We start from the raw sequence: 15,901 nt of genomic DNA, 5'->3' as shown, positions 1-15,901 counted from the left end.
GTCAACCGCGGTGATGGTATGCGATGCTGGCCATGTCATCGTTTCGCCAATGTGGATAGGGTGGAGGCATGGCGATGCTGACCAGACTGCTGGCGCTGGTGCGCAGTGCGGCTCCGGAGGACCACAATCAGGCGCGGGTGCTGGACGCGGCGTTGCTGGCGTTTCTGGATTTCGGCATCAAGCGCACCAGCATGGTCGAGGTCGCGCGCCGCTGCGGGTTGTCGTTGGCCACGCTGTACCGGCGCTTCGCGAGCAAGTCCGATCTGATCAAGGCCGTCGGGCTACGACAGACCCGCGAGTTCATCGATGAGGTCGATGCCGCGCTGCAACGGCAGGTCGATCGGGACGCCAGTGCGGAGGACCAGATCGTCGAGCTGTTCGCCGCGTTCATCACCGGCCTGCGCGGCAACCAGCTGATCCACCGGCTGCTGGCGACCGAGCCCGAACTCGTACTGCCCTACCTGACCACCGAGGGCGCCCCGGTCATCGAACTCGGCCGGGACTATCTCGCCGAGTTCATTACGCGGTTGCAGCAGGAAGGCAAGCTGCCGGAATACGATCCGGAGCCCTTGGCCGAAATGATCGCCCGCACAGCGCTTTCGTTGGCGTTGACGCCGCAGACCGTGATTCCGCTCGCCGACGACGCGGCGATCCGGCAGTTCGCCCGGGACCACGTGGTGGTGTCGTTCCGGGTGCGGTAGTGGTTCCGAGGGGCTAGCTACGCGCAGCGTCTTGCGGCCTGGGCGGTGGTTAGCTCAACGGTTCCCATCCTGGCCACGGGCGCCGGCCGAGTCGCTCGCGGAGGCAATCGACGCGATGCTGCGCTTGATGAGCGTGGGCGAAGTTCTCAGCGGCGGTCTGCACCGCCATACAGGTCATCCGCATTTCCCGGATGTCGCGCAGTAGTTCGAATCCTGCCCAAGCCGTCACGTCGACACCGTAGGCATCGGAGAAGGTGTCGTACTCGGCTTGGCTGATCCAGCCGAATGAGGTCAGTTTGATTGCAGTGTGGACGAGGTCCCATTCCGGTGGGCCGACCGATGCTCGCTCGAGATCGAGGAACAGCGTCACCCCGGCGTCGGTGGTGACGACGTTGCCGTCCCAGGCATCCCCATGGATCGGGCACCACGGTAGTCCGGTCGGGAGCGCGTCCCACTCGACGTGCAGGTCGTCCAGGTGGGTGCTCAGCCATTCGCGATCGGAAGCGCCGAGGGTACGTGCCGCGGCGATCCGTTCGGCTAGCCGTACGAATGGGTCGACCTGGCTCAGGAACGGCGGGCTCGGGAGGGTGTGCAGGTGGTGCAGTGCGCCCGCGATCTCGGCCGGTTGACCGTTGCGGTGCGGCGGAAGCTCTTCCAAAAGGTCACTGCGCGCTGACCGACAACCACCAAGTCCGCTGCCGTGCCTGCTGGCTCCACCGCAGCGACATCGTTGTCTCGCAACCAACTTGCGATTTGCAGTTCGCGGCTGGCGGCCTCCTGCTGGCCGGACCGTGCGATCCGAGCGACGATGTTGCCCGGCAATCGGAAGACCGCGTTCTCCCCCAGTTTGATCGGTGTCGGGGATCCGGCGACGTCGGCGACCGCGCAGGCCGATCCGAGGATCTCGACGAGGTCAGAACTCACGCGATCACTGTGCCCGCACGGTGCGCGAAATTCCGCAACTCCTGGATGTCCTCGGCGGCGCGCTTGCTCTTCACCGCGCCCGCACGGTTGATCGCTGTGGCGCCGATGGACACTGCCTCGTCCCTGTCGCCGGTCGCCATCACCAGCGAGGCCAGCTTGATTGTCGACATCGTTCGAGACCGAGCCGCCTCATCTCCGTGGCCGGCGACCGCAGCCGCAAGACGGGATCTCGCTTCACCGGCGAATTTGCCCCGGATGGCCAAGTCGAACAGTGCGTGGCCGGTGTCGCCGGCGTGCTGCGGCGCGTCGTAATACGCCATCCAGCTCGGATCGTTCTGTGGCTCGGCGTTGGCGAAGTTCTCGTCGGCGTGCCCAACCGCGGTGAGGGTCTCCTGGATTCGTCCCAGCTTGGCGTGCCCGCGTGCCCGCGCGGTGAACAACATGGCCCTCTCCGTCGGCGTCAGACGGTCCGAGTGCTGGAATGCGCGGTCGATATGGCCCAAGCCCTGTTCGATGTTGCCGGTCCAGATCGCGTGGCGCCCGATCGAGCTGAGCACCTTCGCTCGCAGATTCCAGGCGTCGGCCTCTTCAGCGCAGGCGAAGGCGACGCCGAACATCGTGGTCGCATCGGCGTGTTCGCAGGCATCGAAGGCCATGAAAGCGGCTGTGTGAGTGAGCGCACCGACGGCCAGGAGCAGGTCGGGGCGATACTTCGGCGCACATTCTGCACCGAGGTAGGAGACCGCGGTACGGACCTGCGCGGCGACTACATCGCGCACCAGACCGCTTCCGTAGGTGGCATCCCAGGTTGCGAACAGATCAGACGCTGCAAGTAACTGGCGGATTTCGACGAGGCCGACTTTGGCTGGAGTCTCGGACACTCGGAAATCGTCGAGCATTCGCAGAAGGCCGGCCGGGGAGCCCAGACGGAGGGCGACCAGGTGGTGCTCAACCGGAAGACCTCGAAGAACGAGTTCGACCTGTTCACTCTGCCGTTGGTCGGCAGCTCGTGTGGTGGCTGCAAGGAATCCGCGTGCCTGGGCGGCTGCCCGGCCGAAGAGATCGTCATGGGCGCATCTTCGTGCGCCACCTATCCCGACATCGTGCCCGTATGCCGGTTGTGGAAGTCCAGCGCAAAGCCCGAATCGGAGTAGGAGCCAACCGAAATGAACATCCTCGAACAGGTCATTGAGCCGCTGCGCGACGTCGACTGGAACGACACCGAAGCTGTCCATGCCACGACACAACCCGTACTCGGCGGACTCGCCACCGACCGGCGGCTGCTTCGGACATCGGTTCTCGCCGCACTCGGCGACGAGGAATTGCTGCCTCTGTGCGAGCATTACGACATCCTCGACAAGATCGTGCTGTTCACCGATCCGAGCGGAATCCGGGTGCGCCTTCACGTCTTCCAGTCTGGCTACTTCGACCGGCCCCACAACCACCGCTGGACATACTCCAGCCGCATCCTGCGAGGCCGATACCTGCACAGGCTCTACGGAGACGCCGAGCTCGACTCCTCGCTCCACCCGGGAACGCTGGACGCGGTGCAGGTTCGCGAGGAGATCATTGGCACCTCGTACACCCTGAGCCACAAGGCCATCCACGCTGTCGTCGCCGATCCTGGGGCGGTATCGCTGGTCGTTCGCGGGCCCGCGGTGAAAGACCGGTTCCTTGTGATGGACGCGGCCACCGGCGATGCCTGGTGGCAGTACGGCGCTGCCCAGGAATCGGAGGAGGACTCGCGAAAAAAGAAGATGTCGCGTGACCGGTTGAGCGAGGTGATCGACTCGCTCGTCGACTGGAAAGTCCTCTAGTCAAGGACTGGGGTCGTGTCGGGTGCCGCGGCGGGCACCCGACTGGCGACTACCTACCAGCCGTACACCGAGAACGGTTGGCTGGCAACGATCGAGCTCAGCGCTGCCCGGCAGTACCTGATCATCCGATCAGGCAGCTCGGCTGGCGCGAACCATTCCAACGCATCGCACTTGTCCGGTTCCTGATTGATCGGAGTCCCGGCCCAGGTGCTGACCAGGAAGAAGAACGCAGCTCGGCCGCCGGAACTGGAGTTGTGCATGACGTGCGCGAAATGCACGTCTATGGGAGCAATCACCACCCCGATCTCCTCCGCTGCCTCCCGGACGAGTGCGTCGACGACGGACTCGTCGGACTCGAGGTGACCGGACGGCAGGTGCCAGGCGCCATCTTCGTATCCCGTGTTGGCTCGGCGCCCGAATAGGTACCGCCCTTGATCATCGACCAGCACCAGGTGTACGTCCCCGATCAGCTTGTGCCGCTCGGTCACTGTCGCGCTCACAGCGTTCTCCTTTCGATTCAGTGCGCGCCGGCTGGCGCGGGCCGACCGTACGCCACAACCCGCGTTGTCCTTATTCCTATGTCGAATAGTCCAGGAGCACGAATGACCACGCCCGTTGTCCTCTACCGACAAGATGGCCATCTCAGGATTCAGCCGCAAGCGCCCGGCTGGCTGCTGGCCATCATCGCGTTCAGCGCCGCGGCGGCAGCTGGCCGGGCCGAGGCACGTTTGCCGGAATCGGAACGCCGCGGTTACAAGGCCATCGTCAACCGGGAGGCGGGGCGATACCGCCTTCGGGACTCATACTGTGTGGCTGAAGGAGCGGGACTGTGCTGGACGATCTCGACGAGGATGTCAGCAAGCCGCTGGCTCCGGGGTTCGCCGATACGCCGCGTTCGCGGTGTGCGTTCTATCGGAAGGTGTGCCAGCTACCCACGGTAGTCGACCCCGACTCTGGACAGATCACGATGCGGGCGGGGCTGGTGTGGGGTGTCATGATGCCCGTCGAGCTGGGCCAGGTGGTGAAGGTCGATATGGAGCGGCGCCAGCTCGGCGGCGGGCCGATCGTCTCGCATCCGCGGTCGCGGACGTGGACCTTTCTCACCAGGTCGGACATCGTGCAGAAGCTGCGCGAGAACATCGACGCCGAGCTGTTCCGCCATCGAGTGACGCTGATCGGAACGGGGGGTCGGATCGGATTGCCGTCGCCGACGGATAGGGGCGTGGCATATCGGGCCTGGATCACCGCCGCCTACAGCCCGTTTCGGCCCTCCGGCGCGGCGGTGGTCGAGTCCATCCGTGCCGTTATCGCACCGAGGAGGCACTACACCCATGCCTGACACTCCGGAGTTGGAGTTGCCGCACTTGTACCGGGCCGATTGGAACGGCTACAGCCTGTGGTGGTTCACGGAGGATGGGTTGCTGGTGCGGGTCGCGCTGCTGGAATCCCCGGCCGGAGAGGCGAAGTTTTTCCCGACCGCGCCGACGCTCGGTGAGTGCTTTGGCATGATGCCGCGTGAGCTGTGGGAGAAAGCCCGCTGGGACTGTCATGACGTTCACAACGCGGCAACCGGGCGGCGCACCCGGTGGAGGTGAAATGTTATGAGCGTCAACGCATCTCCGAACGCTAGTGAGAGAGATTTACGTTTGTCCGTGTCCCTGCACGGTCTTCGGATGGATTTCGCTGCTTGCATCACTGGCGGCGTTGATCTTCGTGCAGGAACACCAGCACCAGCATTGCTTGGATGCGGTGGGGTGGCGCTGACCGGCACCACCGGATTGCCGTGCCTACCGTCTGAACGGCTATACCTCGAGCTGTGAAATCGTGCCGGAGATGGAGAAGGGGAACGTCATGGGAAGGTTCGAACCGTAGACCGCAGCGGACCTCGAGAGGATCGAGCGCGACCAGCAGGACCCTCGCTGGCTGGCATGACTGGGGGCATGCTCAGGCGGTTGTCGTCGCGGACTGTGCCTTGCCGGGTGATCCCCTCAGCGGAAGGGCATCAGCCCCGCGGCGATCGACGGTAGTGCGGCGAGGACGTCGGCGGTCTGCTCGGCGGCGGTGCCGCGAGTGTGCGCGGTGACCGCGAAACCCGGACCGTAGGACGCCGAAGCGACCTCGGGCTCACCGAGATCGGACCAGCCCCACTTGGTCCCGAGCACCAATGGGAATTGTGCGGTGCCCCACCCCTGTTCGGTGCCGTCGAGGGCGGTCGAGCCCGCGGCCGCCATCCAGTCGAAGATCGGCGACCCGGGATCGGTGCGCAGTTTGGCCGCAAGGAAGTCGGACACGTCCGCGGCGCTTGTCGTCCCGGCGCCCCAGTCCGTGCCGGGCCGGGTCTCGGTGAGGCGGTATTCGTGTGCGACGGCGCCGACGGCTTCCGGGTACTTGGCCGCCATCAGGCTCGCCGCGCCGTCATCGGAATAACGGATCATCCGTTCGGCGAGGTTGCGGTCGCTCGCCGAGCCGTCGCCGTGGCGCAGCGCGTAGTCAGCCAGAAACAGCTTGACCAGGGACAGCGCCGAGCGTGGTTCGTGTTCGTTCGCGCTACCCCATCCGACCCCGATGATCGTGCGCACGGAGATCGCTGTGCGGGTCGGCAAGGCGGCCTCGCCGGGTTCCGCGCTCGCGACCGGCGCGACCAATGCGAGGCAAGTGCCTACCGCCAAAAGCGCGGTCACCGTCATTCGACAGCCCATCGAATCCTCCTGGCTCGTTTCGGTGCGGCACCGGTCGGTGTGATTCGAGATAACACCGGTGCAGGCACTATCGGGGGCGCGACACGCGAATGCCGAACGATTGTTCTCGACGCGGCGCTGCGCGAGGCGCGCCGCGGCCGAGCCGTCAGACCAGGCGCAGGCCGAGTAGTCGCCGGACGCGCATGTCCAGCAGGTAGGCGTTGAACGGGAACAGGCGGACCGGCCGGGGCAGCCTGGTCTCGGCAGTGCCCAGCACGCGCAGGATGCGGTCGAGGGCGCGGTCGTCGCGCTCGGTCCAGGTGAGGTCCATTTGGTCGCGCAGATGCTGAGGGAGCAGGCCGGTGACGAAGAAGCGGTGTGGGCGGCCGAACACGAGTTGCGCGGGACGTGGCAGCATGCGCAGGTCGATCAGGTCATCGAGGTAGTCGCGGACGGTCGGGCCGATGGTCGTCTTCGCCATGTTCTCCGCCCAGTACTCGGCGAACGCGCGCCGGTCGGCGGGCCACATCTCCTCGGGCATCTGGAGAGTGGTACCCAGTCGGGCGCCGTGCCGGTAGAAGGCATCGGCGGTGGCCTCGTCCATCGGGCCGTGCAGACGCTCGTACAGGTCCTTCGCGCCCCAGTAGAGGCAGGCGGCGACCCACAGTTGCAGGGCGGGGTCGAAGGCGTTGTAGTGCACCGGGCTCGACTCGTCGGAGTGCACCGGTCGGTGCGAGACATCGACCGCGGCGCGGTAGGCCGCGCGCTCCTCGTCGCTGCCGAGGATCGCCACGGACAGGTAGGTCAGCGTCGTGCGCAGCCGTTTGACCGGGTGCAGCATGACCTTGCCGCTGTCGACCGTGCTCTCTGTGACGCCGTAGCCGATCGGTGGGGTGCTGAGCTGCATGATGACGTTCGCGGTGCCACCGAGGAAACCGGCGATGCCGTCGATGTACTGCCCGATGTCGAAGGGATTCGGCGATTCGGGGTGCGTCGTCGTGCGAAGTGGCCTGGTCATTGTTGACCCCGTGTTCATTGACCCCGCGCTCATTGAGAAGTCTATGCAATAATTTTCTCAACACCTCATCTGAGTGGCAACCGTCACAGCCGTAGGTCGCGTGTGGTGCTCGGCCGGATGTCGTGACGGTGCGCGCGGCCCGGCGAAGTAGCGTGGTCGAATGTCGTTCGGTCCGCCGCTGCTGCTCAGTTCCCTGAATCCGCTCGCCGTCGCAGGCGGAGCGGACATTCCGAATGCCGTGACGATCGATGGGACGGTGCTGTCGCGCAGCGATCTGCTCGGCGCGGCGACCTCGGTGGCTGAGCGCGTCGCCATGGCGGAGCGGGTGGCGGTGCTGGCCGAGCCGACCGTCACCACCGTGCTCGCGGTAGTCGGCTGCCTGATCGCGGGCGTGCCGGTGGTACCGGTGCCACCGGACTCGGGCACCGCCGAGCTGGCGCACATTCTCGCCGACTCGGGCGCGCAGGCGTGGCTCGGAAAGGCGCCGGAGAATACCGAGCTGCCCGTGGTTCCGGTGCGACGGCATGCCAGGTCCTGGCACACGTATCCCGAACCCGATCCCGCCACGCCGGCTTTCGTGCTCTACACCTCGGGAACCACCGGCCTTCCCAAGGGAGTCGTGCTCCATCGCGGCGCCGTCGCGGCGGGTCTGGACGCGCTCGCTGACGCCTGGGCATGGACCGCGAAAGACATTCTGGTGCATGGTCTTCCGTTGTTCCACGTGCACGGGTTGATCCTCGGCGTGCTCGGCCCGCTGCGCGTGGGCAGCCCGCTGGTGCACACCGGCAAACCGACCCCGGCGGCGTACGCCGCGGCCAAGGGCTCGCTCTACTTCGGCGTGCCCACCGTGTGGTCGCGGATGGTCGACGACCCGGACGCGGCAAAGCAATTGGCCGACGCCCGGCTGCTGGTCTCCGGAAGCGCGCCGCTGCCGGTGCCGGTCTTCGAGCGGCTGCGCGAACTCACCGGGCACGCGCCGATCGAGCGCTACGGCATGAGTGAAACCATGATCACGCTGTCCACCCGGGCTGACGGCGAGCGCAGGCCCGGCTGGGTCGGCACGCCGGTGCGCGGCGTGCGGACCCGGCTCAGAGACGAGGCCGGCGCTGCGGTGCCGCACGACGGCCAGAGCATCGGCGGCCTCCAGGTGCTCGGCCCCATGCTGTTCGACGGCTATCTGAACCGGCCGGAGGCGACTGCCGAGAGCTGGACCGACGACGGCTGGTTCAAGACCGGTGACGTCGCCGCCATCGGCCCGGACGGCTTCCATCGCATTGTCGGCCGGGAATCGGTGGACCTGATCAAGTCCGGCGGCTATCGCGTCGGCGCGGGCGAGGTGGAAACCGTGCTGCTCGGGCACCCCGCGGTCGCGGAGGTAGCGGTGGTGGGGCTGCCCGACGACGACCTCGGCCAGCGCATCACCGCCTTCGTCGTGCTGCGCGCCGGCGTCGGCGAGCGTGAACTGATCGACCATGTGGTCGAACAGCTTTCGGTGCACAAGCGTCCGCGCGAGATTCGGGTGGTCGACGCGCTCCCGCGCAACGCGATGGGCAAGGTGCAGAAGAGGCTGCTCGGCTGAGAGTTCACCATGGCGTTGACCTCAAGTTAGGTCGAGGTTCTACCTTCGTGGTATGACCTCGACCTTGACGCCCGAACAGATCGACTACCTGCACAGCCAGCGCCTCGGACGCCTGGCCACCGTCCGGCCCGACGGCACACCCCAGAACAGCCCGGTCGGCTTCCGCTACAACGCCGAGCTCGGCACCATAGACATCGCGGGCTGGAACATGGGCGCTTCCTGGAAGTTCCGCAACCTCGCCACCAACAACCACGTCGCTTTCGTCGTCGACGACATCGCCGCGACCCAACCCTGGCGCGTCCGCTGTCTCGAAATCCGCGGCACCGCCGAAGCACTGACCGACGTAGACCCCTACATCACCGGCGTCTCCCGCGAAATGATCCGAATCCATCCCCACCGAATCGTCGCCTTCGGCCTCGTCCCCGACGCCGCATAGTGGGAAGCCCGTCTCCAGCCCCGCGCTGGGCCAGGTGAAGGCGAGGCAGCCGCCCTGATTCACCCAGCACCGGCGAGCGGTTGGCACGGATCCGTGCTCGAGAACCGCCCGGCGCGGACCGATTGATTATCCCAACGCACCAACTGATTTCGTAAGCACATGGGTAACTCACCGGGAACGCCCAGAACACGACTGGCACCCAACGCAGGACCTGAACGGAAATCCCGCGCCACCCAACTAGTACGGCCTGAAGACCCGGAGAGGCGGAACAGCGAGGCGGAAGAGCTCAGTCGTTGGCGTGCAGGGCGGCGTTGAGTTCGATGCCGGTGCCCTTGCGGAGGACGACCTCGACCGCGCCGGTCGTGGAGTTGCGGCGGAACAGCAGATTGTCGCGGCTGCTGAGTTCGGCGGCCTTGACCACGGTGCCGTCTGGGGTGGTGACCTTGGTGCCCGCGGTCAGGTAGAGGCCTGCCTCCAGGACGCAGTCATCGCCGAGGGGGATGCCGAGGCCGGAGTTGGCGCCGAGCAGCGAGCGCTCGCCGATGGAGACCACCTGTGTGCCACCGCCGGACAGCGTGCCCATGATGGACGCGCCGCCGCCGATGTCGGAGCCGTCGCCGACCACGACACCCGCGGAGATGCGGCCCTCGACCATGGACGAGCCGAGGGTACCCGCGTTGAAGTTCACGAAGCCCTCGTGCATGACCGTGGTGCCTGAGGCCAGGTGCGCGCCGAGGCGAACCCGGTCGGCGTCGCCGATCCGCACGCCTGAGGGAATCACGTAGTCGACCATGCGCGGGAACTTGTCGATGCTGTACACCGTGACGGGGCCGCGGGCGCGCAGCTTGGCTCGGGTGATCTCGAAGCCCTCCACCGCAGCGGGGCCGTGGTTGGTCCACACGACATTGCTCAGCAACCCGAACTGGCCATCCAGGTTCACTTCGTGCGGCTTGACCAGGCGGTGGGACAGCAGGTGCAGGCGCAGGTAGACGTCGTGCGCGTCGACCGGGGCGGCGGACAGGTCGGCGATCGTCGTTCGCACAGCGACCACGTCGACCCCGCGCGCCTCGTCGAACCCGAGCAGCGCCGCGTACTCGGCGGGCGCCTCGTCCAGCCGCTTGCTGCCGGTCTCGGCGAACTCACCCAGCCGCGGGTTCGGGTACCACGTGTCCAGTACGGTCCCGTCCGCGGTCACGTTGGCGATACCGACTGCTGCTGCTCCCTCGATGCTCACGTCACAAGAGGTTACTGTGTTGGTTTTGCAGCGCCTGCGGCGCTGCGGGTTCGCGGGCTCTGTTTTCGGCCGCGCGGGCGCGGCGGGTTCGCGGCCCCCTGGTGGCTCGCGTCCGAGCGGCCGACGCTGGCGACTTCGTCGCGGACGCGTCGGCCGCTCGGACGCGAGCCGGGCCGCGAACGGGTAGTGCTCGGTCTCGCTTCGCTCGGAAGTGGGGTGGGGGCGATGTGGTTGCGTTGGGAGGCGAGCGCGGTTGTTCGGCTCGCATCTGCGGTTGTTCGGCCGCACATCATTGAGCCAGGTAGGCGGTTGTGCCGGTCGGGCAGTCCCGATCCGGTGGCGGGGCACAGTGCGGTCGGCGGACCGTGCGCGGAGCGGAGTTTTCTGGACGCCGTCGACTTGAAGTTGGTTCGTCGCGGTGGGGTGCGCGGGTGCGGGTGGGGGCGGTCGTAGGGTGAAGGGCGTGACCATCGACCTGCATGCCGACCCGATCACGCTGACCGCCGCGCTCGTCGACATCCCGAGCGTCTCCCAGGGTGAGGCGGCGATCACCGACAGGATCGAGCGGGCACTGCGGGAGCAGACGACCGGGTTCGAGGTGCTGCGGCACGGGAACGTGGTGCTGGCGCGGACGAATCGCGGATTGCCGACCCGGGTGATCCTGGCCGGGCACCTGGACACCGTCCCGATCGCCGACAATGTGCCGGGCCACTTCGCTGTCGGTCCGGCGGGCGAGCGGGTGCTCTACGGGTGCGGCTCGGTCGACATGAAATCCGGTGACGCGGTGTTCCTGCACCTGGCCGCGACCGTCGCCGAGCCGGTGCACGATCTGACGTTGATCTTCTACGACTGCGAGGAGATCGCCGCGGAGTTCAACGGGCTCGGCCACATCGAACGCGACCACCCCGGCTGGCTGGCCGGCGATCTCGCGGTGCTCGGCGAACCGTCCGGCGGCTGGATCGAGGCGGGTTGCCAAGGAACGCTGCGGGTTCGGTTGAGCACCTCCGGCGTCCGCGCGCACTCGGCGCGAGCGTGGCTCGGCGACAACGCTATTCATCGGCTTGCCCCGATTCTTCAGCGGCTCGCGGATTACCGGGCGCGCGAGGTCGACATCGACGGCTGTGTTTATCGAGAGGGGCTGTCCGGCGTCCGCGTCTCCGGCGGCGTGGCGGGCAATGTGGTGCCGGACCTGGCGGAGATCGACGTCAACTTCCGCTTCGCCCCTGACCGCACGGTGGACCAGGCCATCGATCACGTCCGCGAGGTCTTCGCCGGTCTCGAGATCTCCTTCGAGGTATTCGACTTCGCGCCCGGCGCGCTCCCCGGCCTGTCCGCACCGGCCGCCAAAGACCTCATCGCCTCGGTGCACCGCCACGGCGGCGGCGGTGTGCGTGCCAAGTACGGCTGGACCGACGTCTCCCGTTTCGCCGCCCGCGGCATCCCCGCTGTCAACTTCGGTCCCGGCGACCCCAACCTCGCCCACAAGCGCGACGAGCACGTTCCGGTCGACCAGATCACCGACGTCACCGCGATACTGCGCAACTACCTCACCGGCGACGCGCGCTGAGACCCGGCGGCGGCCGCGGTGTGGCTGCCTGCCATCACAGCGACGATCAGCGGCACAGCCGGGAGGACGACGGGACGTCGCCACAACGCCACGCGGCGCTTCAGACGACGGCGCTTCAGACGACGATGGGAATGATCGCCTCAGTGGTCAACGGTCCGATCGATCATGGCGGGGAGGCTCAGGTCGCGCACGGCCGTAGCCGGCGCCCCGGCTGCTCAGGCGGGGACGGGCTCCAGGTTGTCAACATCGTCAAAGGGCGGATAGCTCTCGCTGCCCGTCTGCTCGGCGGCATCAATGTAGTCGGCGAGAGCGTCGCGGGATTGAGCGAGCCTGTCCATCTGATCGTCCAGTCGCTGCAGCCGTGACCGCATCGCGGCCAGCAACTCGGGACACCCGGGCAGGGTCGGGGCCTCTCCGACTGCACAGGGCAGCAGGTACGCGATGTCCTCGGAGGATAGACCGGCGCCAAGCAGGTGCCGGATCTGTTTCACCCGCAGCACGGCGTTCTCGTCGTACTCGCGGTAACCGTTCGCGCCGCGGCCTGCCTCCAGCAGGTCCTGGGCCTCGTAGTAGCGCAACTGATGGGCGTTGACGCCCGTCCGACGACTCAGTTCCCCGATCCGCATCGAAACCTCACTTGACCTTCACACCGGTATCAACGTTGATGATGCTGCCATGAACAAAAAGACCGATACCTCCGTGACAGTCATCGGACTCGGACTGATGGGCCAGGCACTCGCCGGTGCGTTCCTGAAAGCCGGGCATACCACAACCGTGTGGAACCGTACGACCTCCAAGGCCGACCAGTTGGTGGCCGAGGGCGCACGGCTGGCGCCAACGGTCGGCGACGCGCTCGAGGCAGGTTCGGTGACGATCATCTGCGTCACCGACTACAAGGCCATGCACGAGTTGCTCGGCGCGAGCGATATCGAGCTGGACGGCACAATGTTGATCAACTTGACCTCGGGCGATTCGGCCCAGGCCCGGGAGGCTGCCCGATGGGCCGAGCAGCGCGGCGCCCATTACCTGGATGGCGCCATCATGGCCATCCCGCCTGCGATCGGGACCGCCGAGGCGGTGATTCTGCACAGCGGGTCGCAGTCGGACTTCGAGGCACACAAGTCAACACTCGACGCGCTCGGCACCGTCACCTACCTTGGTGCGGACCATGGGCTGGCATCCCTGTACGACGTGGCCGGCCTAGCCATGATGTGGAGCGTCCTGAACGCCTGGCTCCAGGGCACTGCCCTGCTCAGGACGGCCGGCGTAGACGCCGCGACGTATGCGCCGTTTGCGCAGCAGATCGCTGCCGGTGTGGCCGAATGGCTGCCTGGGTATGCCGAGCAGATCGACAGCGGCTCCTTCCCTGTCGAGGTGTCGGCCCTGGAGACCGACGCGCGGGCGATGGCACACCTGATCGAGGAGAGCGAGGCGGTGGGTGTCAACGCCGAACTGCCGAAGTTGATCAAGGCGATGGCTGACCGCTCGATCGCCGCCGGACACGGTGGGGAGCAGTATCCCGTGCTGATCGAAGAGTTCGGCAAACCCCGCAACGACTGACCGATCCCGACACCCGGGATCTAGCTGGTCTGGCCGCTGTCGCGAGCGGTGGGGAACTCGATCTCGGGAGCCTCTCCAGCATCGAGCAGGAAGTACCCGAGGAACGTGACGCCGTCGTCCTGCGCGTCGAAACGCGCTATGCGGACACCTTTCGGCTCGTAGAACACATCGCCGGAGCCGAGCACGGTGGGTGGCTCGCCGTCGACCTGATAGACGACCGAACCGCTCTCGATACTGCCGAAGACCGGGCAGTTGTGCACATGCAGTCCGCCGGCATGTCCTGGCGCGATAGCGATGCGCCGAATCTCGACCCGGTGGAGATTCTGGGGTGTCGGCAGTGGCTGGTCGAGCAGAACCGAGCGGGTGACCGAGTGAGCGGTTCCGGCGGTTCCGGTGTGATGGTCAGCGTGATATTCGGCGTCGGTGACGGCATCTCCGGCTTCGGATCCGGCGCCGTCTTCCGGAATTTCCTCGACGGCCAGGTGGGTCATGGCAGTTGTGGAAGTGGCGCCGTGCCAGTGCCATTCGCCGGGAGCGATGCGAACAGTGTCGCCCACCCGGATGGTCTCGATGCGCCCGCCGCGACGCTGCACGAGGCCAGTGCCCTCCGTAACGATGAGCACTTGGCCCAGGGGGTGCCGGTGCCACACGGTGCGAGCCCCTGGTGCGAAGCGGACGCGATCAACCTGGGTTCGCGACAACCCGTCGGGACTGGCCAGCGTCTCGAACCACGCGTCGCCAGTGATCCACTCGGCAGGAGCAACCGCAGTGGTGGTCGTGTGCGATATATGCATGATGTTGTGCGACTCCGCTGTTGATGGATTACGCGACGGTATGCGCGGCAAGAAGGCCGAGGATGCCCGCGACCGCTTGGTCGAACGGGTCCCGGGTGTCGTCGGCGCGTGCGAGGACGTAGCCACCCTGTAGGACAGCGACGATCGTCGTGGCGGTAGCGGCAGGGTCGAGCGTGGGGTCCAACTCTCCGCGGTCCAGACCCTCCTGAACGACCTGCGTGAGACGTCCACGTAACCAGGTGAAGGTTTCTTCTATCGGTGTGCGGAGGGCGGGAGTGACCATAACGTCCGGGTCCTGGGTGAGCCTTCCGATGGGACACCCCCGCAGGACATCACGCTCGCGACGCAGATAGGTGGCGATGCGGGTATAGGCCGTTCCCGCAGCGGACAGTTGGGCATCGGCGCCGGCCCGCAAATCTTCGGCGGTTCGGCAGATCGCGGCGAGAGCCAAATCCTGTTTGCCTGCGAAGTGGTGGTACATGCTGCCCTGCCCGGCACCGGCCCGTTGCTGGATCGACTTCGGGCTGGTACCGACGTACCCGCGTTCCCACAGCAATGCTCGAGTGCTCTCGATGAGGCCTTCTCGTGTACTCACGCAAGCAACTGTACATACTGATAGGTACAGAGTAAACGTGGCCGCTGATCCCGCCGAACAATGTCCTGCATTCGGCATGAGGGTGCTCGATGACAGGCGTCGGCCACATCGGCCACTGTCTGAATCGTTTCGGGTGGCCTGGCGGTAGGTCAGCCGATCCTCGCCTGCCGTTTCAGGAATTCGGCGACCGTGGCGGTGTAGTCATCGGGACGGCTGAGCAGCAGGGAGTGCCCGCCTTCGGGGAAGGTGCGGAGCTCTGCGCCGGGGTGCAGATCGCGCAGTCGCTGGGTGTGCTCGGCAGTGATCAGCGGGTCGTCGTCAGCCTTGATGATCAGGGTTGGCCCCTGCCATGCCTGCTCGCTTTGCAGTTGTGGAAGTCGTTGTGCCGCATCGAGCAGTCGAAGGTAGGAGTTGACCGCGCCGTCCTGCCCGCCGGTGCGGGTAGCGGCATCGACGCGGTCGAGCCAGAATTCGGCCTCGGCGGCGTCGCTCCAGGTGTTGCGCAGCGATGTGCGGATGGCGGTCAGGGTGTGCTCCCAAGGAGTGTCCCGGGTTCGAGTGAGCACCCCTTCCAGGCGCGCGACGTCTTCGGGGCCGTAGAGGCCGGTACAGCCGAGCGTCAGCGAGCCGACCCGGTCGGGTGCCTTCCGCGACAGCTCCTCGGCCAGCATGCCGCCGGCCGACTGGCCGACCACGTGCGCGGAGTCGATGTGTTCGGCGTCGAGGATGGCGACGATACCGTCGGCGAGTTCGTCGAACGTGGTTGGCCCGGGCGGATAGTCGACGGCGAGGGTGCGGAAGCCGGGGCGCAGGGCCGGTGTCAGGTCCAGCCAGCCGATGGCGATCCCGGCGCCGCCGGTCAGCAGCAGGACCGTCGAGCCTGCGCCGCCGGTGTAGTAGGTCCACTCATGCCCACCGACGTGCAGGGTCTTCGTGTCGTGGTCGCGGTCGAACGCTGTCGCGCGCTCGAGGATGGAGGTCATGTCGGCTCCGAACTG

Annotated in this window: 19 protein-coding genes; 9 read left to right on the top strand and 10 right to left on the bottom strand. The window is 66.7% G+C overall.

Annotation, left to right across the window (positions count from 1 at the left end):
- Window positions 1-68: 68 nt before the first annotated feature.
- Window positions 69-701 carry a TetR/AcrR family transcriptional regulator gene (locus tag OHB12_RS19245; RefSeq protein ID WP_327109987.1) on the top strand — a complete coding sequence of 211 codons (633 nt, stop codon included), beginning with the start codon at window positions 69-71 and terminating at the stop codon, window positions 699-701.
- Between the two features lie 49 nt (window positions 702-750).
- Here OHB12_RS19245 and OHB12_RS19240 read toward each other — a convergent pair whose 3' ends face one another.
- Window positions 751-1,359, bottom strand: a complete 609-nt coding sequence (locus OHB12_RS19240; protein WP_327109986.1) for a phosphotransferase family protein — start codon at window positions 1,357-1,359, stop codon at window positions 751-753.
- 262 nt (window positions 1,360-1,621) lie between these two features.
- Window positions 1,622-2,506, bottom strand: a complete 885-nt coding sequence (locus OHB12_RS19235) for a hypothetical protein (protein WP_327109985.1) — start codon at window positions 2,504-2,506, stop codon at window positions 1,622-1,624.
- A gap of 60 nt (window positions 2,507-2,566) precedes the next feature.
- Between OHB12_RS19235 and OHB12_RS19230 the strand changes: the two genes are divergently transcribed.
- Both OHB12_RS19230 and OHB12_RS19225 read left to right on the top strand, forming a co-directional pair.
- Window positions 2,567-2,779, top strand: a complete 213-nt coding sequence (locus OHB12_RS19230; protein ID WP_327109984.1) for a hypothetical protein — start codon at window positions 2,567-2,569, stop codon at window positions 2,777-2,779.
- Window positions 2,780-2,791: 12 nt separating this feature from the next.
- Window positions 2,792-3,442: a hypothetical protein gene (locus OHB12_RS19225; protein ID WP_327109983.1), complete on the top strand. Its 651-nt coding sequence runs from the start codon at window positions 2,792-2,794 to the stop codon at window positions 3,440-3,442.
- A 53-nt stretch (window positions 3,443-3,495) separates the two neighbouring features.
- Here the strand turns inward: OHB12_RS19225 and OHB12_RS19220 are convergent, their stop codons facing one another.
- Window positions 3,496-3,942, bottom strand: a complete 447-nt coding sequence (locus tag OHB12_RS19220) for an NUDIX hydrolase (protein ID WP_327109982.1) — start codon at window positions 3,940-3,942, stop codon at window positions 3,496-3,498.
- Window positions 3,943-4,271: 329 nt separating this feature from the next.
- Between OHB12_RS19220 and OHB12_RS19215 the strand changes: the two genes are divergently transcribed.
- Window positions 4,272-4,781, top strand: coding sequence for a DNA-directed RNA polymerase subunit beta (locus OHB12_RS19215; RefSeq protein ID WP_327109981.1), 510 nt, complete (start codon window positions 4,272-4,274; stop codon window positions 4,779-4,781).
- Complete coding sequence (locus OHB12_RS19210; RefSeq protein WP_327109980.1) at window positions 4,774-5,037, top strand: hypothetical protein; 264 nt, start codon at window positions 4,774-4,776, stop codon at window positions 5,035-5,037. Before OHB12_RS19215 ends, OHB12_RS19210 begins: the two co-directional genes overlap by 8 nt.
- Window positions 5,038-5,430: 393 nt before the next feature.
- Here the strand turns inward: OHB12_RS19210 and OHB12_RS19205 are convergent, their stop codons facing one another.
- Window positions 5,431-6,129 carry a hypothetical protein gene (locus OHB12_RS19205; protein WP_327109979.1) on the bottom strand — a complete coding sequence of 233 codons (699 nt, stop codon included), beginning with the start codon at window positions 6,127-6,129 and terminating at the stop codon, window positions 5,431-5,433.
- Between the two features lie 157 nt (window positions 6,130-6,286).
- The gene (locus OHB12_RS19200; protein WP_327109978.1) at window positions 6,287-7,138 is read right to left on the bottom strand and encodes an oxygenase MpaB family protein; all 852 of its coding nucleotides are present in this window, start codon (window positions 7,136-7,138) and stop codon (window positions 6,287-6,289) included.
- A gap of 160 nt (window positions 7,139-7,298) precedes the next feature.
- Between OHB12_RS19200 and OHB12_RS19195 the strand changes: the two genes are divergently transcribed.
- On the top strand, window positions 7,299-8,717 hold the full coding sequence (locus tag OHB12_RS19195) for an acyl-CoA synthetase (protein ID WP_327109977.1): 1,419 nt from the start codon (window positions 7,299-7,301) through the stop codon (window positions 8,715-8,717).
- Window positions 8,718-8,769: 52 nt separating this feature from the next.
- Window positions 8,770-9,153, top strand: a complete 384-nt coding sequence (locus OHB12_RS19190; protein WP_327109976.1) for a PPOX class F420-dependent oxidoreductase — start codon at window positions 8,770-8,772, stop codon at window positions 9,151-9,153.
- A 286-nt stretch (window positions 9,154-9,439) separates the two neighbouring features.
- On the opposite strand, the gene dapD is transcribed toward OHB12_RS19190, so the two are convergent.
- On the bottom strand, window positions 9,440-10,387 hold the full coding sequence (gene dapD, locus OHB12_RS19185) for a 2,3,4,5-tetrahydropyridine-2,6-dicarboxylate N-succinyltransferase (RefSeq protein ID WP_327109975.1): 948 nt from the start codon (window positions 10,385-10,387) through the stop codon (window positions 9,440-9,442).
- 463 nt (window positions 10,388-10,850) lie between these two features.
- Here dapD and dapE point away from each other — a divergent pair, with 463 nt between their 5' ends.
- Complete coding sequence (gene dapE, locus OHB12_RS19180; RefSeq protein WP_327109974.1) at window positions 10,851-11,954, top strand: succinyl-diaminopimelate desuccinylase; 1,104 nt, start codon at window positions 10,851-10,853, stop codon at window positions 11,952-11,954.
- 215 nt (window positions 11,955-12,169) lie between these two features.
- On the opposite strand, the gene OHB12_RS19175 is transcribed toward dapE, so the two are convergent.
- Entirely contained in the window at window positions 12,170-12,580 is a 411-nt protein-coding gene (locus tag OHB12_RS19175) for a MerR family transcriptional regulator (protein ID WP_327109973.1), read from the bottom strand.
- Between the two features lie 49 nt (window positions 12,581-12,629).
- Here OHB12_RS19175 and OHB12_RS19170 point away from each other — a divergent pair, with 49 nt between their 5' ends.
- Window positions 12,630-13,514 carry an NAD(P)-dependent oxidoreductase gene (locus OHB12_RS19170; protein WP_327109972.1) on the top strand — a complete coding sequence of 295 codons (885 nt, stop codon included), beginning with the start codon at window positions 12,630-12,632 and terminating at the stop codon, window positions 13,512-13,514.
- A gap of 20 nt (window positions 13,515-13,534) precedes the next feature.
- Here OHB12_RS19170 and OHB12_RS19165 read toward each other — a convergent pair whose 3' ends face one another.
- The 3 genes from OHB12_RS19165 to OHB12_RS19155 all read right to left on the bottom strand — a co-directional run bounded on the left by OHB12_RS19165 (window position 13,535) and on the right by OHB12_RS19155 (window position 15,886).
- On the bottom strand, window positions 13,535-14,308 hold the full coding sequence (locus OHB12_RS19165) for a (R)-mandelonitrile lyase (RefSeq protein ID WP_327109971.1): 774 nt from the start codon (window positions 14,306-14,308) through the stop codon (window positions 13,535-13,537).
- Between the two features lie 28 nt (window positions 14,309-14,336).
- Window positions 14,337-14,903 carry a TetR/AcrR family transcriptional regulator gene (locus OHB12_RS19160; RefSeq protein WP_327109970.1) on the bottom strand — a complete coding sequence of 189 codons (567 nt, stop codon included), beginning with the start codon at window positions 14,901-14,903 and terminating at the stop codon, window positions 14,337-14,339.
- 149 nt (window positions 14,904-15,052) lie between these two features.
- Window positions 15,053-15,886: an alpha/beta fold hydrolase gene (locus OHB12_RS19155; RefSeq protein WP_327109969.1), complete on the bottom strand. Its 834-nt coding sequence runs from the start codon at window positions 15,884-15,886 to the stop codon at window positions 15,053-15,055.
- Window positions 15,887-15,901: the final 15 nt, after the last annotated feature.

Origin of the sequence: Nocardia sp. NBC_01730 (genome assembly GCF_035920445.1) — a bacterium.
Classification (GTDB): Bacteria; Actinomycetota; Actinomycetes; order Mycobacteriales; family Mycobacteriaceae; genus Nocardia.
The sequence above is the reverse complement of the archived record's forward strand: the minus strand, read 5'-3'. Positions and strand labels throughout refer to the sequence as shown.

Bases quoted from the DNA above. Each gene is read 5' to 3' on its own strand.
- OHB12_RS19245 (WP_327109987.1), top strand. From the start codon at position 69: ATGGCGATGCTGACCAGACTGCTGGCGCTGGTGCGCAGTGCGGCTCCG.
- OHB12_RS19225 (WP_327109983.1), top strand. From the start codon at position 2,792: ATGAACATCCTCGAACAGGTCATTGAGCCGCTGCGCGACGTCGACTGG.
- OHB12_RS19210 (WP_327109980.1), top strand. From the start codon at position 4,774: ATGCCTGACACTCCGGAGTTGGAGTTGCCGCACTTGTACCGGGCCGAT.
- OHB12_RS19205 (WP_327109979.1), bottom strand. From the start codon at position 6,129: ATGACGGTGACCGCGCTTTTGGCGGTAGGCACTTGCCTCGCATTGGTC.
- OHB12_RS19200 (WP_327109978.1), bottom strand. From the start codon at position 7,138: ATGACCAGGCCACTTCGCACGACGACGCACCCCGAATCGCCGAATCCC.
- OHB12_RS19195 (WP_327109977.1), top strand. From the start codon at position 7,299: ATGTCGTTCGGTCCGCCGCTGCTGCTCAGTTCCCTGAATCCGCTCGCC.
- OHB12_RS19190 (WP_327109976.1), top strand. From the start codon at position 8,770: ATGACCTCGACCTTGACGCCCGAACAGATCGACTACCTGCACAGCCAG.
- OHB12_RS19175 (WP_327109973.1), bottom strand. From the start codon at position 12,580: ATGCGGATCGGGGAACTGAGTCGTCGGACGGGCGTCAACGCCCATCAG.
- OHB12_RS19170 (WP_327109972.1), top strand. From the start codon at position 12,630: ATGAACAAAAAGACCGATACCTCCGTGACAGTCATCGGACTCGGACTG.
- OHB12_RS19165 (WP_327109971.1), bottom strand. From the start codon at position 14,308: ATGCATATATCGCACACGACCACCACTGCGGTTGCTCCTGCCGAGTGG.
- OHB12_RS19155 (WP_327109969.1), bottom strand. From the start codon at position 15,886: ATGACCTCCATCCTCGAGCGCGCGACAGCGTTCGACCGCGACCACGAC.